The 25,354-nt window shown below is 30.3% G+C and carries 24 protein-coding genes and 1 pseudogene; all 25 read right to left on the reverse strand.

The window, feature by feature from the left end; genetic code table 11:
- Positions 1-123: 123 nt before the first annotated feature.
- Positions 124-450 (reverse strand): type III toxin-antitoxin system ToxN/AbiQ family toxin, encoded by a 327-nt coding sequence (locus tag PTSHG_RS09090; protein WP_019107255.1) that lies wholly within the window; start codon positions 448-450, stop codon positions 124-126.
- A 341-nt stretch (positions 451-791) separates the two neighbouring features.
- The gene (locus PTSHG_RS02075) at positions 792-2,498 is read right to left on the reverse strand and encodes a DNA topoisomerase 3 (protein ID WP_019107256.1); all 1,707 of its coding nucleotides are present in this window, start codon (positions 2,496-2,498) and stop codon (positions 792-794) included.
- Between the two features lie 69 nt (positions 2,499-2,567).
- Positions 2,568-3,407, reverse strand: coding sequence for a nucleotidyl transferase AbiEii/AbiGii toxin family protein (locus tag PTSHG_RS02080; RefSeq protein WP_019107257.1), 840 nt, complete (start codon positions 3,405-3,407; stop codon positions 2,568-2,570).
- Positions 3,400-3,993 carry a type IV toxin-antitoxin system AbiEi family antitoxin domain-containing protein gene (locus tag PTSHG_RS02085; RefSeq protein WP_001109528.1) on the reverse strand — a complete coding sequence of 198 codons (594 nt, stop codon included), beginning with the start codon at positions 3,991-3,993 and terminating at the stop codon, positions 3,400-3,402. The genes PTSHG_RS02080 and PTSHG_RS02085 overlap by 8 nt, the downstream gene beginning before the upstream one ends.
- A 303-nt stretch (positions 3,994-4,296) precedes the next feature.
- Positions 4,297-5,175: a CD1107 family mobile element protein gene (locus tag PTSHG_RS02090; RefSeq protein ID WP_019107258.1), complete on the reverse strand. Its 879-nt coding sequence runs from the start codon at positions 5,173-5,175 to the stop codon at positions 4,297-4,299.
- A 15-nt stretch (positions 5,176-5,190) separates the two neighbouring features.
- A complete protein-coding gene (locus PTSHG_RS02095; RefSeq protein ID WP_019107259.1) occupies positions 5,191-7,545 on the reverse strand; it encodes a leucine-rich repeat protein in 2,355 nt (784 codons plus the stop codon).
- The gene (locus tag PTSHG_RS02100) at positions 7,542-7,799 is read right to left on the reverse strand and encodes a hypothetical protein (protein WP_001035536.1); all 258 of its coding nucleotides are present in this window, start codon (positions 7,797-7,799) and stop codon (positions 7,542-7,544) included. Before PTSHG_RS02100 ends, PTSHG_RS02095 begins: the two co-directional genes overlap by 4 nt.
- A gap of 20 nt (positions 7,800-7,819) precedes the next feature.
- Entirely contained in the window at positions 7,820-10,786 is a 2,967-nt protein-coding gene (locus tag PTSHG_RS02105) for a C40 family peptidase (RefSeq protein ID WP_019107260.1), read from the reverse strand.
- A 9-nt stretch (positions 10,787-10,795) separates the two neighbouring features.
- Positions 10,796-11,761, reverse strand: coding sequence for a DNA-methyltransferase (locus tag PTSHG_RS02110; protein ID WP_019107261.1), 966 nt, complete (start codon positions 11,759-11,761; stop codon positions 10,796-10,798).
- On the reverse strand, positions 11,733-14,123 hold the full coding sequence (locus PTSHG_RS02115) for a VirB4-like conjugal transfer ATPase, CD1110 family (protein WP_019107262.1): 2,391 nt from the start codon (positions 14,121-14,123) through the stop codon (positions 11,733-11,735). The genes PTSHG_RS02110 and PTSHG_RS02115 overlap by 29 nt, the downstream gene beginning before the upstream one ends.
- A gap of 100 nt (positions 14,124-14,223) precedes the next feature.
- The gene (locus PTSHG_RS02120; protein WP_002838958.1) at positions 14,224-14,562 is read right to left on the reverse strand and encodes a PrgI family protein; all 339 of its coding nucleotides are present in this window, start codon (positions 14,560-14,562) and stop codon (positions 14,224-14,226) included.
- Positions 14,562-14,819, reverse strand: a complete 258-nt coding sequence (locus PTSHG_RS02125) for a hypothetical protein (RefSeq protein ID WP_019107263.1) — start codon at positions 14,817-14,819, stop codon at positions 14,562-14,564. Before PTSHG_RS02125 ends, PTSHG_RS02120 begins: the two co-directional genes overlap by 1 nt.
- A gap of 17 nt (positions 14,820-14,836) precedes the next feature.
- Positions 14,837-15,700, reverse strand: a complete 864-nt coding sequence (locus PTSHG_RS02130; RefSeq protein WP_019107264.1) for a VirB6/TrbL-like conjugal transfer protein, CD1112 family — start codon at positions 15,698-15,700, stop codon at positions 14,837-14,839.
- 1 nt (position 15,701) lies between these two features.
- The gene (locus PTSHG_RS02135) at positions 15,702-15,917 is read right to left on the reverse strand and encodes a Maff2 family mobile element protein (protein WP_002838961.1); all 216 of its coding nucleotides are present in this window, start codon (positions 15,915-15,917) and stop codon (positions 15,702-15,704) included.
- Positions 15,918-16,241 carry a single-stranded DNA-binding protein gene (locus tag PTSHG_RS02140; RefSeq protein ID WP_002842079.1) on the reverse strand — a complete coding sequence of 108 codons (324 nt, stop codon included), beginning with the start codon at positions 16,239-16,241 and terminating at the stop codon, positions 15,918-15,920. It abuts the gene before it with no gap.
- A 190-nt stretch (positions 16,242-16,431) separates the two neighbouring features.
- The gene (locus PTSHG_RS02145; protein ID WP_019107265.1) at positions 16,432-17,295 is read right to left on the reverse strand and encodes an Abi family protein; all 864 of its coding nucleotides are present in this window, start codon (positions 17,293-17,295) and stop codon (positions 16,432-16,434) included.
- A 151-nt stretch (positions 17,296-17,446) separates the two neighbouring features.
- A pseudogene (locus PTSHG_RS09095) lies at positions 17,447-18,916 on the reverse strand (VirD4-like conjugal transfer protein, CD1115 family); the annotation flags it as partial.
- 151 nt (positions 18,917-19,067) lie between these two features.
- Entirely contained in the window at positions 19,068-19,700 is a 633-nt protein-coding gene (locus PTSHG_RS02155) for a hypothetical protein (protein WP_019107267.1), read from the reverse strand.
- Positions 19,701-19,720: 20 nt separating this feature from the next.
- Positions 19,721-20,140: a nuclear transport factor 2 family protein gene (locus tag PTSHG_RS02160; RefSeq protein ID WP_019107268.1), complete on the reverse strand. Its 420-nt coding sequence runs from the start codon at positions 20,138-20,140 to the stop codon at positions 19,721-19,723.
- Between the two features lie 60 nt (positions 20,141-20,200).
- Positions 20,201-21,661, reverse strand: coding sequence for a MobQ family relaxase (gene mobQ, locus PTSHG_RS02165; protein WP_019107269.1), 1,461 nt, complete (start codon positions 21,659-21,661; stop codon positions 20,201-20,203).
- A gap of 241 nt (positions 21,662-21,902) precedes the next feature.
- Positions 21,903-22,223, reverse strand: a complete 321-nt coding sequence (locus PTSHG_RS02170; protein ID WP_019107270.1) for a DUF3847 domain-containing protein — start codon at positions 22,221-22,223, stop codon at positions 21,903-21,905.
- 82 nt (positions 22,224-22,305) lie between these two features.
- Positions 22,306-22,527 carry a hypothetical protein gene (locus PTSHG_RS02175; protein WP_019107271.1) on the reverse strand — a complete coding sequence of 74 codons (222 nt, stop codon included), beginning with the start codon at positions 22,525-22,527 and terminating at the stop codon, positions 22,306-22,308.
- Between the two features lie 13 nt (positions 22,528-22,540).
- Positions 22,541-23,056, reverse strand: coding sequence for a hypothetical protein (locus tag PTSHG_RS02180; RefSeq protein ID WP_019107272.1), 516 nt, complete (start codon positions 23,054-23,056; stop codon positions 22,541-22,543).
- A 134-nt stretch (positions 23,057-23,190) separates the two neighbouring features.
- Positions 23,191-23,382 (reverse strand): TnpW family protein, encoded by a 192-nt coding sequence (locus tag PTSHG_RS02185; protein ID WP_019107273.1) that lies wholly within the window; start codon positions 23,380-23,382, stop codon positions 23,191-23,193.
- Between the two features lie 81 nt (positions 23,383-23,463).
- Positions 23,464-25,302 carry a DUF4368 domain-containing protein gene (locus tag PTSHG_RS02190; protein WP_019107274.1) on the reverse strand — a complete coding sequence of 613 codons (1,839 nt, stop codon included), beginning with the start codon at positions 25,300-25,302 and terminating at the stop codon, positions 23,464-23,466.
- Between the last annotated feature and the right edge of the window lie 52 nt (positions 25,303-25,354).

The following is a 25,354-nucleotide window of genomic DNA, read 5'->3' on the forward strand; positions in this document are numbered from 1 at the left end:
TTCTATTTTTTAAATTTCTGTAAGCAAAAGATAACTTTAAAATGTCATTTACGCTATCTTTTTATTGCAATAAAAAAACGATTGGAATTTTTTACTTTTCTAATCGCTTTAACTGCCTTTATTCTATTGCTTCCAATCCAACATTGCTTTTTCTAACTTTGAAAAATTACAATTTGCTCTTCTTATAATTCCTGTTTTCTTTTGCTTTCTGTATATTTTTTCCACCTTTATCAAGACCTTTGTTTTTATTTTTAAACAAAAAGCGTATTCTTTTTGAAATAAGTCTTTATATCTAATATCCTCAAGTTCGTTAAAATCAATTCTTTCATAACCATCAGTCGGTACAGGAATCATTTTCTTAATATCCAATATAGATAATATGTGCAATTTTTCTTTATCAGAATAATATTTGTAAATATCTCCATCTATAGTAATACTATCATCGATCACTTCATAAATTAAAAAATGCTCATCAGAAACATTCTTTCATTTTTTGCGTTTTCCTTTGCAGAAGAAATTGGAATAAAAAAATAGAAAGGTTTTAACCTCTCTGTTTGCTTTAATATTTTACCTTTGGGATGTAGGTAGTGATACACCTTCTTTAATGCTCCACCTTTAACGGTAGCGGGACACCATCTTTATCTGATAAGAGTATAACGTATATTTATAGTAATGTCAAATAAGCAAATTTCCTAATACCTACTCTTTTATCACTTATACTATACCCTATTTCTTTCATAAATCATTCCTTTCTTCATTCCTATAATTATATTCAAGTTTTTATAATCAATTTACTTATAATATTTACCTATAGTATTTTTTATTTCTTCTTCAATTTCTTTTAAAAAATTCTCTTTATTTTCCTTACCCTTTGCTATATCACTTAATCTCATTTCCCATTTTGCTGTTGTCTTTGGAGATTTAAACTCATCTATAACTATAGTAACTAGGTTTAATCCCTTCCTAGTTGATATTAGGTTTTTCTTTTCTCTTTTTATATAACCTTTGTATATCAAATTTTCTATTATTCCCGCTCTTGTAGCAGGAGTACCAAGTCCTTTTCTTTCAATTTCAACATCCTTAACTAATTCATCATTTCCAGCTATTTCCATTGCTTTTAAGAGTGTGTCTTCAGTGAAGTGTTTAGGTGGATTTGTATACTTCTCTTTTATATCTTTATTTTCAATATATAAAAAATCTCCTATTTTTACATCAGGAAGTTGTATATCTTCTTTCTTCTTTGATGTATATTCTTCTAAATATTTTGTAAACCCTTCTTCTGCAATTATTTTATAAGTGTTTATAAATTCAAACCCGTCAAATTCAGCCACTATCTTTGTTGTATTTTCTACAAGTGGATATCCAAAACTTGCATAGAGTTTATTTGTTATAAGTCTATATACTTTGGCTTCGCTTTCCGGGAGATTTGAAATATCCTTATTTAATGAACTTATCGTTGGAATTATTGCATGATGATCTGTAACTTTTTCAGAATTAAAAACTACCTTAATTCTTTCTGTGTCAAAATCATTTTTTCCTATAATATTATTTACAGTGCTTTCTATCATGTCTACTGTCAAATATCTTGAATCTGTTCGTGGATAGGTAATATACTTCTTTTCATACAGGCTTTGGGCATAATCTAGGGTTTGTTTTGCACTGTATCCAAAATACTTATTACATTCTCTTTGAAGTGTTGTTAGATCAAAGGGCAGATTAGGCTTTGTAATCTTTTCTTTTTTAATTACATCGGTTATTTCAATTTTTTCTCCGATTAAATTTTTAAGCTGCTCTGCCACTATCTTGTCATCAATTCTATCTGTCGACAGTGTAAATCCATTCATAGAAATCTCCACTGTATAATATTTTTCTTTTTTAAAACTATTTATCTCATCATCTCTATTCACAATCATTGATAAAGTTGGTGTTTGTACTCTGCCTACACTATAATTTTCATTATATAGACAGGAGTAAAGTCTACTTATGTTCATTCCAACAAGCCAATCAGCTATGGCACGAGCCTTAGCTGAATCAAAAAGATTATCATAATTACTTCCATCTTTTAAGTTGCTAAATCCTTCTTTTATGGAAGAGTCTTCCATTGAGGAAATCCAAAGACGTTTCATTTTCTTCTTACAATTTGCCATCATATATACAAGTCTAAAGATAGCTTCTCCTTCTCTACCAGCATCACAAGCATTAATAATGGTGTCAACTTCATTACTATTCATTAGTCTTTTAAGAATATTAAACTGTTTTTTAGTTGTATTCGTTACCTCATACTTGTATTCTTTTGGGATAATAGGTAAATCTTCAATTCTCCACTTCTTATATCTTTCATCATACACATCAGGATTTGCCATTTGTACTAAATGCCCAACACACCATGAAACAATGTATCCATTCCCCTCATAATAACCATTATTTCTATTTTTTGCTCCTATAACTTTTGCTATTGATGCTGCAACACTTGGTTTTTCTGCGATTACTAATTTCATTTTTCCTCCTTTAGTTTTTTAATAAAAAAATGAGAGATTAAATTTTCAATCCCTCATCTTTTTATAGCTCTACTGATTTTTTATTTTTTCTATAATATTTATTCCATTATCTATTACATCTTCAAACTTTATGTCTCTAACATAAAGATTTTTCTTCGAATAAGAATTCCATCTGTATAAAAAAGCTTGATCCGTTTTTAGCATTCTCATTAAATTTATGATTTTATCTATATCAAATTCCGTTTTTCTATAATCAAAAGTTCTAATACATGCTTCTTTTAATATCTTGGTATCAATTTCTTTATCTTTTAATTTATAAATTATATAAAGATCATAGTAATCCTTACTTCTGCTATTTAAAAACCCCCTAGAGTATATTGTTTGAATTTTTTCTGCCACAATTGTTTCAATAGGATAGGCTTTAATTAAAATATCTTCTTGCCCAAAAGCACTTATATATTTATAATCTATGGGATGTGGGGTGATAACATCACCTGTTGCAATATCAAGAGGTACAATTTGTCTTATATTCTCCATCCTACAAAGTATACTTACACGAAACCCTCCATACTGGTCATCTTCCTTGATTGTACTTATTCCATTTACTTTATAGGATATATCATCTGAATGACTTGCTTCTAGTAATTCTTGTATTGTTTTTAATACATTTTCTTCTGATAAATGCATATTTCTTAAAAGAAGATCTATATCTACTGTGCTTCTTGAATCTATCCCTACTACATTAGATAAAAGAAAACCTCCTTTAAAAATAAATTTTTCATGATACTTACTCTGTGCTAATTTTTTTAATATGCTTTCCAAAAAATAATATAACATTACTGAATTAAATGGGAGTCCTGATTCTTTGCTTATATTATGACAAATGGCGGTTAACTTTGCTTTATTCATATACCACCTCCATAACTTCCTTTACTTTATCTTCTATTCCCATTTTTCTTGCTATTTTATATAGAGAATGTATATCCTTATCCTTATATTTAAAATAAGAACGAATGAGTTTTACATAAACTTCAGTATCCATTTTTTCTTTGTTGGAAATAAAATCACAAAGTATTCTTTCGTAGGAGTAAACATTCACAGTGTTTCCAAACATTGTCTTTTTCTGTATAATTCCTAGATTATAAATAGATTTTTTTACATAATTGATATTAAGTGTATCTTGCTTCTCATTAAATTTATATCCATTGTATACTGTAACATCTATTCTCCATGGAATTTTGTCCGTTACCCCAAGTAGAAACAAAGCTGTCTCATAGGAAAATATCGCCTTTCTATACTGATATTGGAAAAAATAGTACTCATCGAAATCACCATCTTCAATAATATATATTCCTTTTTGAACTCTAAACAATTTTCCCTCTTTTGCTAGTCTACTTAAATATACTGTAGGTATGTTATTCTCTCTGCAATAAGCAGATGTTATAATACCACCTGATTCTTTTAGATGTATTTCAATTTGCTTTCTATAATTCATTATATTCATCCCCTTGTTGTGTTTACACTTATATTATATATTTTTATAAGTGTGTTTGCAACAAGGCTTTGAATTTCTATCCCAATTTGTTTCAAAAATTATCAAGAAATTTCATATCATCAAATTCTTAATTATACAATCAATCATTTATACTTAGCTTTCCTTTTATATTAAGTTTGGGCTGTCGTTTTGTTCATCGTTTTTTATTAAAGTTCCAGAATTCTAATTATACTTTTTTTATAAATTTACACGATAATTGAGTTTATTGTTGTCCTTAATCTACTGCTTAAATCATTGAGAAGATTAAAATTCATCTTCATCTGGAATAATTTCTGTATCTTCCTTATCTTCAAGATCATAATCCTCCCCTTCAGATTCATAATCATCTTCTAATTCATTATAATCTTGCTCCTCTTCAAAACTTTCCTCTTCATTTTTTTTATAGATTTTGAAGTAATATCCTGCACCCATTACACCAACAATAATTAAACCCATAAATAAATAAAGTCCTATCCCTGATTTCTTTTCTTCTTTCTCCTCTTTCTTCGGTTTTTCCTCCACCGGTTCTTCTTTTTTTACTACTTCTTCTTTTGGCTTTACTTCACTTTCTCCTTCAATCATATTTAGTAGATCTTGTTCTCCAACTTCTGTTAGTAGTTGCACATTTTCTTGATTTTCCGAGTGATCTACAATGAGGTGCATAGTTTTTCCACTCTTTGTTTGAAAGGTTAAAAATTGTCTGACATCTATTGGATTTTCCTTTTTTTCATCTCTTGATGTTTGATCTTCTACTTTCGGTGTAATATCCTGTCCATTTTTATCTACATTTTCTATAACTGTTCCTCTTGCCTTATTTTCTTTTGTGGCTAATGGATTAATTGCTTTAGTATTGCCACCTTTAACAAGCTTAGATGGCTTTTCTTTTTTATCTACTTGCTCATTTTTTATGTTATTTTCTTGTATTTTCGGCACTTCCTGATAAGGAATTTTTTGACTCTCATTGGATGGTTTATATACATCTTCATCAAATAAGCTTTCTAATTCTTTACTTTTTTCTGGCAAATAAATATCATTTGACTGATTTTTTATTTCATTATCATTGCTCTTAGCTATGGATATGCTTGGCATACTTAATAGTAAAAGGAGTAGCACTAAGGCTACCCCTAATCTTTTTTTCTTCATAGTTATCTCCTTTTCTTACTTTATATTCTTAAAGACATAAACTGCCTTTCTGCTATTATCCCATTCTATACTTTGATCTTTTTCATCTCTTATATCCCCACAGCTTGCATTAAAGGCTTTAGCTATATTAGAAATAGATGCGTGAATTCTTCCATTTATAATTACAGGTTTAGTGTCAGAATGATAAATGTTTCCTTGACTATCTTTCATAACACCAGTATCTATATTTAATCTTAGAGTTTTTTTAGGTAAGGCTGTATTTTCTTTATTTGAAAAGATAGCCTCTCTCTTACTATCATCATATTCTACATTAAACCCAAGAGTATAAGCTGCATATCTAACAGGTAGCATAATGCGATTATCCTTAATATATGCTTTTACATCCATATACACAGTAGTTTTCTTTCCATCTTTTATAATGTTATAAAAGTTTTTCTCTACTTGGAAAACTGCAAATTCTTTTTCATCTTTAACTTGTTTTTTATCTTGTTGTTCCTCTTGCTCTTTCATCTTGTTAAGATCAAATTGATTTAGGATATTCTTGTCATCAGCTTTCAAAAGTTCGTCCAACTTTTTATCTTGAGATTTCTTGTCTTCTTTCTTCTCTTTATTTTCTTTTTGGAGTTTTAGAATTTCATCTAATTTCTTGGATAAGTCTTGGTTTAAATTTTTGTCTTTTTCATCTTTAGCTTGTTTCTCAAGTTCTTCTTTTGCTTTTTTATTTGCTTCCTCGATTAACTTCTTTGCTTCTTCAATTTTCTTATCTAACTCTTCTTTTAGCTTTTTAATTTCTTCTTCAGAAGCTTTTTGTTTTTCTTCTAACCCTTTAATCTTCTCTTCTAATTCTTTTTTTGTATTTTCAGAAGATTCTTTTAAACTATCAATAGCCTTTTGAAGCTCTTCAATTTTCTTACAACATTCTGACTTAGAATTTTCTGTTTCTTTCTTTTTAGACTCGAGGTCTTTTATCTTAGTATCTTTTTCATCAAGAGCTTTTTCTAAGTCCTTAATTTTATTATCTTTATCCTCAATTTCTTTAGTCTTCTTTGCTAGTTCTCCTTCTAAAGACTCGAGCTTTTCTTGCATTTCTTTGATTTTATTTTCGTTTTTATCGGTCTTTTCTTTCTCAGCTTCTAACTCCCATTTTGTAGATGAATAATCTTCTTTTAGTTTTGCATTTTCATCTTGTAATCTTTTTAGTTCATCTTTAAGCTGAGTAATTTCTGCTATTAGTTCATCATTGTTAGAATTTTTAAGATCCTCAATTTCTTTATTCAATTGAGCAATCTTATTGTCTTTATCTCTAATTTCTTCTTCTAGCCTAGCTTTTTCTTGTTTTAGTTTCTCTCCATTATCTTTGCAAGATTCTAACTTTTCCTTTAACTCATCTATCTTTGATTGATCTTCTTGTTTCTTATCATTTAAGTCTTTGATCTGATTTTCTAAGTCCTTAATGTTTTTAGTTAAATCATCAATCTTATTGTCCTTTTCATCAATATCTTGTCCTGTCAAATCAGTTTGAGTATCAATGGAATATTTATTTGGATTGTATATAGTCATCTTTCCTTGATACATATCATTGTTATAATCAAATTCAAGTTCTACACTATCTACGTTCTTATCAAAGACAAACTCTCCATTTTCAAACCTTAATCCATTAGGAATAGATTTGAATCCTTGATTTCCGTTGAAACCAAAATGATTTTCGTAAAATGGATTTTGTTTTGGTCTATATTCAACATCTTGATTATGGAATACTCCTTTACTGTTAATGTTTGGATTGCCTAAAACTTTTATAGTGTGCAATTTATTTCTTGAAAAAGCGTATTGTTCAATTGTCTTTACAGACTTCGGTATAGTTATTTCTTGAAGGTTATTTCTTTCAAAAGCATTATGTTCAATATTTACCAAAGTATCAGGTAAAGTCACTTCTCTAAGTCCACAATTAAAAAATGCTAAACCACCAAGATAAGTTAGCCTATTTGATAGTTTTACCTCGTCTATACTTGCATCGTAAAAGGCAGCATAGCCTAAATGCTTAACAGAATCAGGAATAATTACTTTATCCCAATGTTTGCCACGTCCAAATTCTCTTTTATATCTAAGTTCATCGTTTGAATGACTTAAAGAATAATTTCCATTTATAGATTTCGTTCCTTCAGGAAATACTAGAATATTTGTCTTTTCTTTCTTTTCTAAGCCTTTATCACTAAAGGCAATTATATTTCCCTCAGAGGAATACATAAAATCATCTTCCGTCCACTCTACCTTATAATCTGTACTTGCATATACAGGACTTACAGCCAATATATTCACTAAACTTACAAGTAGCATTATCACAGCTAAAATTCCACTGGTTATTTTTTTCATAAATTTTCCTCACTTTCATTTGTATCTTTTCTTTTAAGTTCTTGTCTTTCTCTATTTTCTTCTTCCTTATTTTTTCTAACAATAAATAAAAATTCATCAAGAGATATTTTTCGACTTCGAAATTCCTTGATGACCTCTAAATTTTCTATTTCTTCTTGTTCCTCTACTAATAACTGAAGTTCTATTTCAATTTCTTCTTTTTTCTTTCTTAAATTCTTCTGTTTTTCTATGTTTCTGATTAATTTTTTATTCATAGATTTTTACCCCTTCCCCCTTATTTTGGTCTACCAAAGGAATAAAAGTGATTTTTCCAGTATCTTGAGTTTATACTGGTATATTGGATAGGATCTCCTGCATGGAGCATCATTCCATTTCCGGCATATATCCCTACGTGAGAAATTGGCGTACCGGAATTATATGTGCCTTTAAAGAAAATAATATCCCCAGGTTTTGCCTCTCTTGGAGATATTGGATTACAATAGTTTTTATAAATAAGCCAAGCTGTAGTTCTTGGCATTCTCTTTACACCAGACTTTGTAAATGACCAACATACAAAACCTGAACAGTCAAAGTTAGATGGTCCACTTGCTCCAAACACATATCTTTTACCTATATGTTTTTCTGCTTCATTAAATAAGGCTTTGGCAGTTTCAGAATCAAAAGCAAGACCGGGATTTCCAAAGTTTGGATTGTCTATAATCTCTCCCAAGTTCCCATAGCTTGATCCAAAATATCCACTCATATTTCCCTGACTATCAAGTAATGCTAAATAATGAGCCATATTTGTTTCATAGTTTGCAAATTCTTCTCTTGCTATTTCATCAATACTTTTCTTTTTTATAGTTAAAGTTAGAATTCTATAGGTATATGGATTTCCTTCACTGTCATATTTTGTAATAGACTTTGAAGTATATTTTTTCTCATACATTTGATTAAAGAGTTTTTTTAATTCTTTTTGTATCTCTTCAGCTGACTTAATCTCTCCATATCTTGCTGTTAAATAGCTAAAAAGCTCGTGTAGGTCATGACCAACTGAATCTCCTTTTATATGATATTCATCATAATTTGGATAATTTTCTTTAATACTATCTATTTCATCTTGTAATGCATATTCATAACTTGTAAATTCATTATTAATATCCATTAAAACTTCTTCTTTTGATAGATAGCTTGTAGCTATAACATTACTTGTTAATCCTGAAGTAAGACTGCCAACATTGCTAATTCCTTGAAATAGCATAAAAAAAAGTCCTAAAATACAAAGGGCAATTAAAATTTGCTTATATCCTTTGTTTTTTAAAACTTCCAATGTTTTCTTTCCAATATTAGCGAAAGATTTCTTTATTCTATTTACTAAACCTTCCCCGTGTTTCTTCCTAAAATCTCTCTGAAACTTCTTTTTCATAAAAAATCGATTCAATTTATTAGAGTTTTGATAAGCTTTAGTCTTCTTCAATTCTTCAAAATTTCTTTGAAAGAGGAGTTTACTTTCTTTCTTATAAATTTTTCCTTCTAAAGATTTTATTTTTCTTTGAGTTTTTAAAGGTTTTTTTCTTCTAAAATGGCTAATTTCTCTACCTACAACTTCGGTAGTTCTACTAAGCTTATAAGCAGCGTTAACACCTGCATTATCATCTTTCCCACTATATAGATAGTTTGCCGTCATAGCACTCGCAAAAGTAATAGGTTTTTCTAAACCCGCTTTTTTTGACTTTTTCTTATACTTAATTAACTCTTTTTCTTTTTTATTCTTTTTCTCATATAGTTTTGATATTTTATCTTCCTTTTTATAAAACTTATCTTTTTCACTTTTGTTATCTTTTTTAGAATGGAATTTAGTTTTATTTTTTGTATCTACCTTATTTTCTTCAGATACATTTTTAGAATCCTGTACTTCTTTTTTTGTCCTGGTGTATTCTTTCTTTGGATCAAAGTTGCTTTTCTTTATAGTATTATCAAAAGCGTCTTTTATTTGTCTTTTCTTTCCCTTGTTTTTATTAGAAATTCCACTATGATTTAAATCAAGTTCATCTACTTCAAGATTCTCATTTTTTATTACGTTTTTTTCCTGTTTGAAGATTTCTTTTTTCGTGCCTATTTTTTCTTGATTCTTTTTATTTATATTATATTTATCTTTATTTTTTTCAGATTCACTTTTGAATCCTTCAGATAGGCTATCCTGTCTAAATTTCCCACTAGAAACCTTACCCATTAGCATATCTTTTTCTTCTAAATTTCTAACTTTGCCTTTGAAATATTTGCTATTTTGTTTTTTATTAGTATTCAGGTCTTGAATTATTTTTTTATCTTCTTCATTTGCCTTATATGATAGATATTTTCTTCTAAACTTCCCATTTAAAGATTTTAATTCTACTTTTTCCCCTTTATCCTTAAACTGACTTTGAGATTGATAAAGTTTTTTAAAGGTGTTTTTTTGAAAGCTTTCTTTCCCTTTCTCACCAAGAATAGAATAACCATCCCAATTTTTTCTTTGCACATCAGAAGATGGTAAATACTTATAGTCATCTCTTGTGTCCCTATATGATACATTGCTATCACTAAAGTTCATGTCATAGCGATCTATGACACCATCATTATCTGAGTCCTGCGATAAGGGATCATATGTTGAACTTACCTCTATATTAAAATCCTTATCTTCTTCTTTTCTAAATCTCCTTATTTTTTTCTCTTGCACTCCATTAAAACTTTCACTCTCAACGTTTTTCTTCCATTTTAAATTACTATTCCCCTTGTAATTTTTTTGGGGAGAAGTGCTACTTTTTAAATTAGAGCTAGTTGAATTTGGTCTATCATTAAAATCTTCTTTAAAGTTACTTAGCCTGTATTCTGTTTCTTGCCCGTAATATTCACCATATCTACTTTCCTCATTTTCTTCCATTTTTCTATGCTGCTGTTGCGAATATTCTGGCTGATATTCATTATGATAGGAGGCTTCTGCAAATTTTTCCTCATGGTTTTTTCTTTGTCTTCTTCCTCTATTTGACTTATCTTTTTCGTTGAGTAAATCTTGACTATTTTCTTGCAAATGAGATGAATAATACTTAGAGTTTTCATCATTATTGTCTATGTTATTCCTGCTTTTTACTTTATTAATTTCTTTTTTTGAAAAATCTGATTTTCTCTCTGTACTACTGAATTTTTCATTGCTTTCTTCTTTCTTTTCTGATATAAGTTTGGTCTTTGGTACATCTCTTGGGTTTACTTTCCCTTTCTTTTTCATATATACCTCCTATTTCATATTTTTCTCTATCCTTTCTTTAGCTATTTGACAGTAGTCTTTGTTTATGTCAATTCCAATATATTCTCTGTCCATCCTAATAGCTACCATTCCAACAGTTCCTGAACCCATAAAGGGATCAAGAATTAAGCCTTTTTTAGGACATCCTGCTTTTATACAAAGTTCTACCAGTTTTGGTGGAAATACCGCATAGTGTTTTCCTTTAAACGCACTGGTGTTAATAGTCCAAATATCTCTATTGTTTCTAAACTTAGGGACATTATCTCCTATATATTCTCCATACTCTCTTGCTTCATTTATGCTCTGTCTTTTAGCTCCTGTGCCTTCTTGTAAATACTTATTATCTTTTCCTCTTGCCCTCATATATCTTTTCTTGCTTATTTCTTTTATTGGTTCTTTCATAGCGTCAAAGTTATAGAAATACTTTCTTGCTTTTGATAGTAGGAAGATATGTTCATAAGACCTTGATGGTCTATCCCTACAAGACTCAGGCATGGCATTTTCCTTATGCCAAATAATATCGCTTCTTAAATACCAACCATCCTCTCTTAATTTTAAAGCTAGTTGCCAAGGTATCCCCATTAAGTCTTTTGCCTTGTAGCCACTGAGTTTTTCTGTAATAGACTCTTTTTGACCACTTCTTCCTTCTATGTTTTTAGGATCTTTATATTTTTTTTTGCTTCTTGTACCTGCATAAGAATCTCCAATAACTACCCAAAGTGTTCCTTCTTTTTTTAATACTCTTTTTACTTCTCTAAAGACTTTAATTAATTTATTTAAATATTCCTCCGGACTTTCTTCTCTTCCAATTTGTCCTTCTGCTTTATAATCTCTAAGTCCATAATATGGAGGAGATGTAATACAGCAATCAAATATTTTATCTGGAAATTCCTTTAGAGCAGAAATTGCATCTAAATTAATAATATAGTTAGTTTTTAACTTCTCTCTGTCTATCAATTTCTATCCCTTCCTTTAATTCTTCTGGTTTAGTTGTCATTAACTTATACAATTTTGTATCTTTAGGAAATCTATCTACAAAAGGTACTATTGTGTTTCCATAGAATAGTAATCCCTCTCCCTCATTGGAATTTGTTACGTAGGATAACTGATAAAGAGATATATTTAACTTGTTAGCTAAAATTTCCCTATCACCACTAGCTTGATTAAGCATTAAGATAAAATCTGTATTATCAAATATATTTTCTATTTCGGGACTGGCTAAAAGGTCCTTTACATTTTGTGTTAATCCTGTTGGAATCCCGCCCCATTTTCTAAATCTCTTCCAAATTTCTATGGAATATGAGGCTGTTTGTTCTTCTCTTAAAAGCAAATGGAATTCGTCACAGTAATATCTGGTTTCCTTCTTATTTCTATTAATAGTTACTCTATTCCACACTTGATCTTGAACAATTAACATACCTATTTTTCTAAGTTGCTTTCCTAATTCCTTAATGTCATAACAAAGAATTCTATTTCCTGTATCTACATTAGTCCTATGGTTAAATACATTGAGGCTGCCTTTGACATAAATTTCCATTTCTACCGCTAATTTTTTCCCTACATTTTCTTCTTGTTTTAAAAGTAAATTATATAAATCTTCTAAAATTGGCATATTTTCAGAAATTGGATTGTCGAAGTAATCCTTATATAATATTGGAAGACATCTATCAATTACTGAAGTTTCTTCTGCACTTAACCCTTCCTTTCCTACTACAAGTTCAAACAGTGAAAGAATAAAGTCAGACTTTAAAGATAAGGGATTGTCTTCATCGGCATAGTCTACATTTATATCCAACGGGTTTATATAATCCTTACTTGTTGGCGATATTTTTATAACTTCTCCACCTAGTGCCTTAGTTAAATTTCCATACTCCCCTTCCGGATCACAGATAATGATGTCATCTTGTGTGATTAAAAAAGCATTGGTAATTTCTCTTTTAGCTGAAAAAGATTTACCGCTACCCGGTGTTCCAAGTATTAAACCGTTTGGATTCTTTAAAAGCTTTCTATCTGTCATAATGATATTACGACTTAAAGCATTTAATCCGTAATATAAGCTCTCTCCTTCTAAGCACAACTCTTCTGTTGTAAAAGGAATAAAGACTGCTGTAGAGCTGGTTGTAAGTCCTCTTTTTATTTCTATTTCATTTTTTCCAAGTGGCAGGGAAGAAATTAGTCCTTGTTCCTGTCTATAGTTAAGATTTTTCAATACACAATTATGCCTACCTGCTATTGAATTTAGTTGAAAGATTATATTACTCAATTTCTTTCTACTTTTTTCCATATTTGTAAACAAAATAGTTATGACAAACATTCTCTCATTATGATTTTGAAGTTCTACCAATAGTTTCTTAGCATCATTACCATAGGTAATTAAATCGCTTGGAAGAATATCAATATCATATCCTGATCTTATAGCCTTCTTATTTTCTTCAATTTTCATTTTATCCAAGTCTGTTATTTTTCTTTTAATCATCTTTATAGCTTCTGTTTGATCAATGGAATTTATATGAAATGTTACAATCATATTTTCTTCAACTCCTAAAAATTCTGATAATAATCTATCTGATAATTCAGGTGCTAGAATTTGTAGAAAGTTTACTTCTCCAAAGTATTCTCCAATTTTAAATTGATTGTTAGATGAAAAGTTAAATGATGCTGGTACTATATAATCCTTAGTAGATAGTCCACTATATTTTAGGTCTTCAAATGAAAAAACAAAATTCTTATTTGGATTTAAGATATCGTGAATAACCTTTAACCTTTCATATCCACTTAATACATAAGCTTTTACTCCCATCTGCTTAAAGTTATTTAATATATCCATTTCCATTCTTTCAAGTCTTGTAGTTGCCTCTTTTAAATCTTGTGCTTGTAAGCTAAAGGTGATATACATATATTTAGTAAGTCCATTATTTCCTTTTTGACTCTGATTTTTTAGCATTTCCCTGTACTCTTTTCGTATTTCATTATATGAATCGTTTCTATCCGGAACATTGATGTTTTTTTCTACTTCTTCATTTTTTCCTATGCGATTAATATATGAAAGTTCTATATCAACACTTGGATCAAAATAGTTTAAAAAACTTGAAAATTCATTAAATATACTTTCCTTATCTTCTTCTGTTGAAAGCTGGTAGTTAATATCTAAAAAACGTATCATTTTATTAAATTTGTTCTTCTCAACTTGGCAAATCCCATTTCTCAACATTCTTAAATAAGGGATTGTTTCCTGAACACTCTTTTTCTTCTTCCCACCAAAAAAGGAAAGCTTCTTTTTGGGCTTTCCTTTTTCTTTAGAAATATTTGCTTTTTTCATCTTTTTTTGACTTATACTAATGCTTTTTAAATCTTCTTTTTGTTTTTTAAATTTCTTTTTTCTTGATTTAATTTTTTCTGTTGTTTTTTCTGTATTTGATTCATTTACTCCTTTCCTTTCTTTGTTTCTTTATATCATAAATACATTCTGTCTTGTATATCCTTATACTTGTCTGTCTTTTCTTATCTATAATATACTTTAAATATTTTTCAAAATAGATCCCGTCCTTTTCATAAAGAGTTGCAAATATTATAGGAAAAGACACACCTATCATGATTAACATAGATAGGTCATTAGGCAGCACTTTTTTTACCATTAAATATACTGGAAAGCCTATTAGACCTGCAATTGTAAAGCCAATTAATTGTCTTTTTGTTAGATTTAGAGCTACCTTTGTTTTTACTTTTGTTAAGTCCTTTGGTACATTTACATAAGCCATTATTCTAAACCCTCTAAGTAAAAGCCATATATGTCTTCTCTGTTCAGATCTTCTAATGATTTTCCCATATTCACTGCTATTTCTAATACTTTTTCATTCGTTTCTTCTCTATTATCTAAAACTTCCGATGTTTTTCTTATAATCATTCTATTTTGTATTTCTCTTGTAATATATCCCCCTATTAAAAGTATTGGGAGTCCTATTGTTCCAAGTGTTTTTAAATTAATTTTTTTGTCCTTTTTTCTTCTAATTTTCATCATCTTCTCCTTTTTTATTAATGAGCATTTAAAATTGATTTTGCAATACTTCCTGATTTCATCATAGTTATCCCAAGTATTAATGTGTATCCTAGTAATTCAAAAATACTTTTGTGTATGTCTGATATATTTAAAGTCTTAACAAGTACGGCATAAATTCCTACGCATATAAGTAAGAATAAACCTTGCAAGCCAAGTGCGAAGAGCCCTCTTATATAGTTTGTTCCAATACTTCCCCATTCTTTATTACCCATTGTGGCAAAAGGTATGGCGCAAACTGAAGTATAAATATATATTTCTATCATCCTGCCGTATAGAATAACTGTAATGAGTATTGATATCCCTTGAATTATCATCTTTACAATTGATGTCTCTAGTACTATAGTCATTAATTTTCCTATTGACTCTCCTTTTAGGCTATCTACCATATTAGCTATATCACCCGGAGAAACTTTTGCACTAGCATTTGCCACACCTGCTGCCTTTCCTATTAAATTCTGTGCCACATCAAATACTGCCATAGAAAAGTCAAAAGCATGAGATACAAGCCATACTGCTATCCACATTTTTATCATATATTTAAAAAAACCAAAGGTATCTGTGTCATGCATATTATTTTTGTTCATTACCATTTGAATTAATTCAATACATAGTACAGCCGTTATGATAAGACCTGCTATGGGAAGTATAACATTTTCTGAAATAGACTTTATGAAGTGGAAAACCTCCGAGTTCCATCCACTCGGAGTCTTTCCTACCTCATTTGCTATCGTTGATACTTTGTCATTTATATCAAGGAGCATTCCGCTTAAATTTTCCTTGATCATATCAATAAGTATCTCCGAAAAAAACTCTTTGATCTTATCTACTATATTAAACATTTTATTTTAACACGTTTGCTAATAGCGGTATTAGTTTTAAACCTATGAGTACAATTCCCCCTCCAGCCATAAGCTGCTTAATGCCTTGAGATTTAGCACCAGGGTTGTCATTCCCATAACCTTCCATCAGGTTGATAACACCCCATGCTCCAAGCCCTGCACCAATTGCTGTAACTAATATTTTTAATACATTTACTGCTTGTGTAAAAAATTCCATTTATATTTCCTCCTCTTTTTCTTCTTTTTTAATTTTATTTATGTGCTTTACGATAAAATTTTTAAATGTCTTGTCTTCTTTTTTTGTTTCCTTAAAATATCCAAAAATATGGATGTATTCTCCACTTTTAAATTCCTTCACACTTTTTGCCTTTTCTCCGTAGAGATTACAGTAGATATATTCTTTCTTAACCTTTCCTTCTTCTTTGTTCTTTCTAACTATTGTGAAGTTAGCTACTTCTTTTTCTCCTTCCTTTGTATCTATTGCAGTTGTTTTTATTTCTCCTACTAGATTTCCATTAATATTTAGCATTTCTCTTTCCATTTGTTCTATCTCCTTTATTCCATAAAAAAAGCGATAGTTTTCTCTATCGCTTCTACTTCTAATTAATTAATATTTCATTTTTCTCTGTATCTTATTTTTTCGGCTCATCTCGTATATATTTCATTCTTCCTCCTTTGGGCATAAAAAAACACCGAAATGTTTTTTTCGGTGTAAATTTCTCTATTTAATTTTATGGTTTTAGTAATTCTTTCCAGTTTTCTATAAAGCCAACATGTCTTAATTCAATATTTTCATATCTTGCTATTAGTGCTATTAGATCATGATAAAAATTTTTGTAATTTTCTTCTTCAGAAACTATTTTAAGATTAACTAATGTAGCAAATATTGTATTGTTTGAAATATTATTTTTTAAATATTCTTTATATAGCTTTGGTGATTTTGTAAGCTTTGCTCCATATAGCCTGCCATAATGGGCACATATATTTCTTATATAGGCAAAATTTTCTATCCAAGATTCAAAGTAATGGTAGTCTGTATGAAAGACTTTTGCAATTTTACTTTTATCTTCATTTTTCATATTCTTATACATTTTAGATAAAGTTCCAAAACTTGCTACTTCTATCACTGCATAGAGTGGAATTTCTCCACCTTCATAATTGTCTTTAAAGTTTTTTATAAATGGTGAGCGTCTATTTCTTTTAACTTCCCTTGCTAATTCTTCTAGTACCCTTTCTTGTTCCTTTTGTTTCTCAAAATTATTCATATCTTTATATGAAAAGTTCCCATATCTTAAAGAAAAATAGTTTGTGATAACTGCCCTTAAAGAAACTTCAATATGCTCTATTGTTTCAAATATAAGCTGTCTAAGTTCTCTATCAAATTTATATAAACTTACAATATCTTCAAAACTTATTCCTGATATATATCTTCCATCTTTTTTTAATGTGATACTATAAGCTTTAATCAGCCTGTAATAGGATATTCTTCCAAGAATTTTCTTAGCATAAGTTTTATCTTCTACTAAAAGTCCTAAGTCTATTAAGTTTTTTACTTGATTTTCTATACTAATCGGTTCTTGATGAATTTTTTTCATTTTTTCTCCTAAAATCAAATGACCCGACTTGGTCCGCATTGTTAAGAGGCGTGTCGGGTACTGTTGACATTATTATATGTTATAAAATATTTTTTGTCAAGTATTTCCTTTTAATCTTTCCTAAATAGCTATCTTACTTCTAATTTTAAATTTATTCATCTAATATTTCAACTACCATACTTTCTTTTAACTTAACCTCATCTTTTCTCTGTAGGTATTTCTCTATGTCAAATATATTTCTCTTATCATAATCTTCCAATAACTTGTAATTCTTATGCTTTGTAATATCAAATTTATCAGATAAGAAAGGTCTTACTCCTCTTAACTGATAAATACACTTACCACCATCCATTACAGTTATTTCATCTTGACTCATAAGTTCCTTACCAGTTTTTTGATAATTTAGTCCAAAACTCTTTTGATTCGATCTTGTTTCTGATGTGTTATATAGGTCTATGGTTTCTTTGCCTAGGCTTTCAGATAATTCTTTTAATGTTGTTCTTTCTTTGCCTCCTAAAAATAACGTCGAATCACAATTGCCAACTATGGTATCTGCATTATCTTTATAGATACTTTTTAGTTGTGATTGTGCTTGTAATATTATACAAGCTGATATTTCTCTACTTCTAATAGTTGCTATCAGCTTTTCAAATTTAGGAATTAAGCCGATATTTGCGAATTCATCAAGTAGGCATCTCACATGAACAGGAAGTCTTCCGCCATATTCATCATCTGCTTTATCACATAATAGATTAAATAATTGTGAGTACATTATTGATACTACAAAGTTAAATGTATCATCTGTATCCGATATTATTACGAATAAAGCTGTTTTCTTTTCTCCAAGTGTATCAAGCTCCAGTTCATCTTCTTTCATTAAGTCCCTAAGTTCCTGAATATCAAATGGAGCAAGCCTTACTCCACAGGATATAAGGATTGATTTGGCAGTTTTTCCTGCTGCAAGTTTGTATTTCTTATATTGTTTTACTGCGAAATGATTTGGCTTTTCTTTTTCTAATGCTTCAAACATATAGTCTACTGCATTTTTAAAATTTTCATCTTCTTCTCTTACCTCACTTGCATCTATCATAGCAAGTAAAGTTGTAAAGTTCTGTTCTTCTTTAGGAGCTTCATACCAGATATATCCTATAAGTGCTGTGTAATAGAGTTTTTCAGCTTTCACCCAAAAATCCTCAGTTGATTTTTCTCCTTCTCCCTTAGTATTTGCAATTATTGTTTGTACTAATTTCAAAATATCTTTTTCACTTTTCAAGTATGCAAAGGGATTATATCTCATGGATTTTTTAAAGTTTATTGTGTTTAGTATTTTTATCTCATATCCATTTCTTTCCAACATTTTCCCACATTCCAAGACTAATGTTCCTTTTGGATCGGTTACTACATATGAAGAGTGCATTTGCATGAGATTTGGCTTTACAAAAAACCTTGTTTTACCACTACCAGAACCTCCAATTACCATTACATTTTTATTTCTCGCATATTTTGGATTTTTAGGTCTATTGTTCATAGTAAGTCTTTCAGTTTGAGTTAGTAGCACATTGTTTTCAAACTTCTTGTCAATGTATGGCTCAATGTCTTTTTCATTTCCCCAGGAAGCGTTTTGTCAAGTGCCTTTTTATATTTATGGATGCTTTTTCTACAATGGCATTTTAACTTTTAGACAAAGAAAAACAGTAAACCTTTTTTGATTTACTGTTCTTGTTTTAGTTTCGTATAAATTACTATTTTTATAAATTACGCAAGTAAAATCACTATAACCATGTAAGAACTTCTCTATGATATAGAATAAAGTAAAATACTAAGAAACTTATGATTATAGAAAATAAGTAAACATAGCGATTTTTCACTCTTCTAAAAAATAATACTCCGAAAGCAATAGTTCCTATTCCATCCATTAGTAACTGAAATAGAAAAGTATGTGTCATGTAAAATTTTATTGCTATAGCTACCGTTTCAGAAAATAATGCTCCTACAGGCAACGAATATAAAATAGAGTTATAAAATTTATCTCTATTCCAATAATAAAGTACAAACGCTGCAATCGCACATGGTATAGACAAAATAGTAAACATTATAAATAAAGAAAAACGAAATCCATCCGAAAACATTGGAATAAACATACCAAGAATAGCTTGCAATCCATAAAAGCTCAATGTCATTCCAAACATATATAAGAATGAGCTAATTCCTGCACACTTATTAGATGAACTTTTTACTACTATTACAGTATTTGAAATCATCCAAAATCCTAATAGTGTTTGAACAGAAGACCAACTCCATAAAGTATCTAATGAGCAGTAATCTAATAATCGAGTAATACATCCCACCAATATTCCAATTAAAAATATTTTTATATATGATTTTCTATCATCTCTTAACTCCATTTTCGTTATATTTCATCTCCTCAAAACCAATTTACTTTTTCATCTCTAAATAATGGACTTTTACTCTGTTTATAAGGATTGTAGTTATTGCAATTACAACCAAACTCTTTCAATGTTTTTATCTTATTATCGGCTGTCCAAACAATCAAAGAAATACCGTCAAATTCTTCAACTTTCCCTTCATTCATTTTATTTTTGAAGTGCCATTCTACAATGGTTTGATTATCCTTATGAAAAAATTGCTTTATATCCCACGCAAGCACTGTTCCTCTTGTATTCCATTCATTAAACCAGTGCTTTACAGTTTGACGATTTTCATACTTTGGACACCAACTTTCAACATAAATTACATCATCTGAAAAAATTTCATCTATCCCTAAGTCTTGTTGTTCAAGCCACATATCAAACCATAAACGAATGATTTTTTCTCTTTCATCCATATATTTAGCACCTCCAAAATCAAATATTTATATATTATTATACCATTTTTTCACTTAGTTTTATAGGTCTAACTCGTTCCGCTTTACCTGTGATAGTTGCTTTTCGTGTTCCTGTAACTGCTCTATACAGGTCTTAACTTTTTCTGCTTGTTCTACTTCTTCTCTTATCTCTAATATTTGATTGTAAAGGCTCTTTTTCTCTTTCTTCAAAGTGGCAACTTCTGGTTCCCATTTACTGATGGCTAAGGTCTTGCTTTCTCCTAAATGGTCTTTCAAATATTTCTTAGCACTTTCAAATAAAATAATCTCTGCTGTATGCTCATTATAAAAATCTTCCTGTTTTCTTTTCTTTAATTGTGCATAGACTTTGTAGGTGTCCTTATACTTCAAATATTTTTCTGATTGGTCGATGAGTTGTGTTTTTTCATCAATCTTCTTCTCGGTATCTTTTAAGGCTCGTGTTGTCTTATAATTCTTATCTCTAAGGATAACTATATTTTCTTTAAGCTCGGATAATGAAGTGATGTTTTTCTCTTTGAGTAGCTGATAACTTTCAATATATTTCTCCAAGTCTGCATTATTGTTATCTGCGTTTTTATGAATAAGATTTTCAAAGATTGACAACAGATTTTCTTTGGGTGGGAGGGTGGACTTTGTATTTTCGTTTTCTATTTTTTCTTCTTTTCCTATTCCTCTTATCCAATTTAGTAATGCCTTTATTCTTCTTGAAATTTCTCTTAAAATCATATTTTGATGTTTGATTTCTCGGTTGATATTTCCTCTGTCTGTGGCTATGCCTTTCTTCTCCATTTGGGTTGCTGACACTCCTAAATGAATGGTCGGTATTTGTTCTATCCCTTGTCTTTGATAAGAACGATGATCTACTTTCTCCTGTATGCTGTTTTCTTCAAGATATTTGTTTGTAATATCTGCCCATGCTTTTCGCCATTCTTCTGCCTTGTCTTGCTCGTTCCAATCTGTTGTATTTATCTTTCTTGTTTTGTAATTACCATTTTTAAGTTTTACTTTTTCTCCATTTTCATCAAGGATATATTCCTTTTTTGATTTTGCTCCCCATGTTGTATCTTCGTTTAGTGGTCGCATGGTAAGTAATATATGACAATGTGGGTTTCCATCATTTTTATCATGTAGGGCAATGTCGGCACACATACCTACTTTTACAAAATTTTCTTTTACATATTCTCGTACAAGATTTATTTGTTTCTCTCGGTCTAATTCTTTAGGTAAGGCTACTTCAATTTCTCTTGCAAGCTGTGAGTTTTTACTTTTTTCTATTTTCTCAACACTGTTCCACAATGTCCCTCTATCTAAAAATTCCTGTGGTGCATTTTGTGGTAAAAGAATTTCAGTATGTGCTATTCCGCCTTTTCTTGTAAAGTCATGCAGTTCGCCATCGTATTCATTTTTTATTTTTTCGCCACTTCGATAGGCGGAAGCTGCTACTGCACTTTTGCCTTTACCTCTTGAAATAATCTTTATACAAAGATGATATATCGCCATAAGAGAAAACCTCCTTTCGTTTTTCTGATACTTTGATGTGGCGATAGATAAGACTTCCTAAAGAAATCGGATTGCTTTTTATCCGATTTCTTTTGGTAAGTACACAAGGGGTAGAAAATTTATTTCCGTAGGGGAATGTAGTTCCCCTGTATCAGCGTTAGCTGATATGCCCTCTGCTAAGAGCCTTCGGAGAACGCACACACCTGCTAAGGTGTATATGTGCGCCCTTGTAAACAAGGGACTATTCCTCTATCCCCGTTTCTTCATCTTCTTTTTCTATATTTTCAACTTCGCTTTCTTCTCTGCTTTCTATAATTTTTTGTATTTTGAGATTGGCTTCCTCTTTACGAATTAAAGATGTGATTAACTGATAAAATTCATCTTTGGTTAGATTTTTGCTTTCTGTAAAGATACTTTCAAAGACTGCTCCTTTTTCATATATTCTTTTATCTCTCTTTTTTCTTTCTTCCTGTTTCTGCTGACTGATGAGCTTTTTCCTTTTGTTTTGTAACTGCTTGATTTCTTCATCTGCCATTAAGATTTTTTCTTCTATGTTCTTCATTTTCTCATTTCCTCTCTTTCTAATTTTGAGCAAATAAAAAACAGTAAACCGAATTTGATTTACTGTTTCATATATCTATTTTTTATTTAAAGCTATTTTCTATTAGCATCTGCACTTGCCCTAATGGGATATTAAATATTATACCGTAAATAGACATTCCAAGTAGCAATACTGCAACAACTATGCCTATTCCATAAAGACATCCGTTACTAACTTTAGCTTTTTTAACTTTTATATTTATATAGCTATATATGAGAAATACTGCAAATATAAAAGCCAAAATATAATTTGGTAACATACTCATTATACTTTACCTTTTATTTGCAAAATTTATTCCAAAAATCTACCCAACCACTATGTTCTTCTCTTTGGTCAATATAAGTGAATGTTTCTTCATCATACCAATCATGATTTACTATATCGCCAATAGTCTCAGGAACAAAAAAGTTGAAAAATTCTTTCTTGAATGAGTTTCCGTATTGTAGATAATATGAACCTACCATCTTGGTGAAATTAGTTTTCTTTATATCTTGTGGTCTATAAAGAAGTGCTTCACCAACCTGAGTTAAATCAGGGCTTACCTCAAGGAAAACTAAACTTAAATCACTTTCCTTGTAGCCAAGTATAAAACTTCTATACTTATAGGAAACCGTACGAAGTACCGCAAAATTAGCTCCACCTATATCTTCTGAATAAGCATAGATTATTCTATATTCTGAGCCATTATCTACTTTCCTATCAAAGATTTCTCTCATTAATGCCTTGTTTTTATCGCTTTTTGCTTTATCTAATTCAACTTCTTTTTTTCCTCCAAACAGTCCGAATAACCCCATTTTTTGTTCCTCCGTTCATTTAGTTTTTGAATATAATTATACTTTATTATACCACTTTTTAGTTATTTTTTCTATCATTTTTTATCTGGATTCAATTATTTTTGTCTTTTATATTGTAGGAGTGGTATACCTATTTATTGTTTTTCATTCTTTTTAGAATGTATTACCTTAAACAGTTTATCTTGAAATGTTTCTTTGCTCTTTTTGTCAAAATATATCTCTGTTACAAAGGTCTTTCCATTTATCTTCTTTGTAAGAATGCCATCGGGCTTTTGATGTTGTTCTGCTTGTATTTCTTTAATATCTGTTTTCTCATTTTCTGCCATTTAGTTCCTCCTTTCGACTTGCACAAAAAAAAGATTTCCTGTGATTAGGAAACCTCTTTTGCGATTAATTAATATTTGGTTTTAGGTTGTTGCTTGTAGTTTCTTTTTTGCTCTGTATTCTCTTGCTTTTAATTTTTCATACTCTCGGCACTTTTCAAGATTTTTGGCTCTGTATGCTTTAGAATATGCCCTATGATAAGCTCGTGATTTTTCTCTCTTTGCTTCTTCTATTTCTTCCCTCATCTGTATCATTTCTTCTTTTGTCGGCTCTATCTGTTTTGTAAGTTCATTTTCAAATTTTCCGATATAGTTAAAATAAACCTCTATTCGTTGAACTACATATTTTGCTCTTTTTACATCTCTTTCATGCACTACGATTTTACTGATAAACTCATTGATAATGGTAGGGGTAAGTTCTTCAAAGTTGGAATAGCTTTCTGCAAGTCTGATAAATTTCTTTGCTCTTTGGTTTGCATTTTCACATTCGGATAAGCGTTCTTTGATTTCTTCTTTTTCTGCTTTTAAGGTGTAGTATTCTTCAGCATACTTTCTTGATAACTGTTCATAGCGTTCTGTATCCATATTTCCAAGTGCATTATCTTCATAGAGTTTATTCATCACTCTTTCTATCTGTTCCATTCGATCTGTGATTTGTGGCATACGCTTTTGATTTTTCTTGAATTCTTCGGTCTGTTCTTTATACAGACTCCCTTTTACAAGTTTCTCAAAATCTGCTTTGTTTTCCAAAGAATACTGTGCTATCTTTCGCAAGACTTCTGCAATATTTTCCATAACCTCATCAACATCAATGCGGTGTGGGGAGTTGCATTTGGGGTGCTTTGCTTTCCCTTTGGCATATTCACTGCAATAGGTTACATGCTGTACTCTTCCATTTTTGTGTATGGTGCGAATGTGCATTTTTGTTCCGCAATCTTTACAGTACATCAAGCCTGAAAGTGCGTGAATTTCTCCATCTCCGTTTGGTCTTTTTACAGGTGCATTTTTTAACATACGCTCTACATTTTCAAAGGTAGTTCTATCTATTATTGGCTCATGCACATTTTCTGTTATTTGCCATTTGCTTTTATCTACATAGTGGTTTCTCTTATCTCTGTAATGCTTTTCGGTCTTGAAGTTGACTACATCACCACAATACTCTTGTCTTTTCAGTATGCGTGTTATGGTTGCTTTGTTCCAGTTATATCTATTTTCTTCATTTAGTGGTTTGTTTTTAGCTGTTCCTCTATCTTGTCTTTTCATATAAAAGGTTGGGGTTAGTATTTCCTTTTCTTTCAGGTAAAAAGCTATCTGATTTCTGTTTTTTCCCTCCATAAATAGCCTGAAAATGAGTTTTACAACTTCGGCAGCTTCTTTATCGACTATCCAATAATCTTTGTTATCAGGGTCTTTTATATAGCCGTATGGGGCTTCTGTTGCAACAGGCTTTCCGTCTGCTCCTTTGGTCTTTATTCCTGTCTTTACTTTCTTGCTGATGTCTCTTGCATACCACTCTGACATGATGTTGATAAATGGGGCAAATTCCAATGTATTTTGGTCAATGCTGTCTATACCGTTGTTGATGGCGATAAAGCGTACATTGTTTCTTCTAAATATCTCCATAGCGTTTCCGACTTGAAGATAATCTCTTCCCCATCTCGTCATATCTTTCATAATGACAATGCCGATTTTACCACTTTCCACATCGCTTATCATCTGTGTATAGGCGGAGCGGTCAAAGAACCTACCGCTTTCATCATCGTCGATATAGTGGCGAATGTTTATCAGCTTTTTATCTCTTGCATACCTTTCTAAAAATGCTTTTTGATTGACAATACTATTACTCTCGCCACCGTCTCTATCTTCATCACCAACTGAAAGGCGGGAGTATAGTGCTGTGATTTTGTTATGATATTCTATCATGGCATTATCCTCCTTTTCTCGTGTCTATATATCACTCCTGTTCAGTTAATAT

The organism is Peptoniphilus senegalensis JC140, from assembly GCF_000321025.1.
Taxonomy (GTDB): domain Bacteria; phylum Bacillota; class Clostridia; order Tissierellales; family Peptoniphilaceae; genus Peptoniphilus_A; species Peptoniphilus_A senegalensis.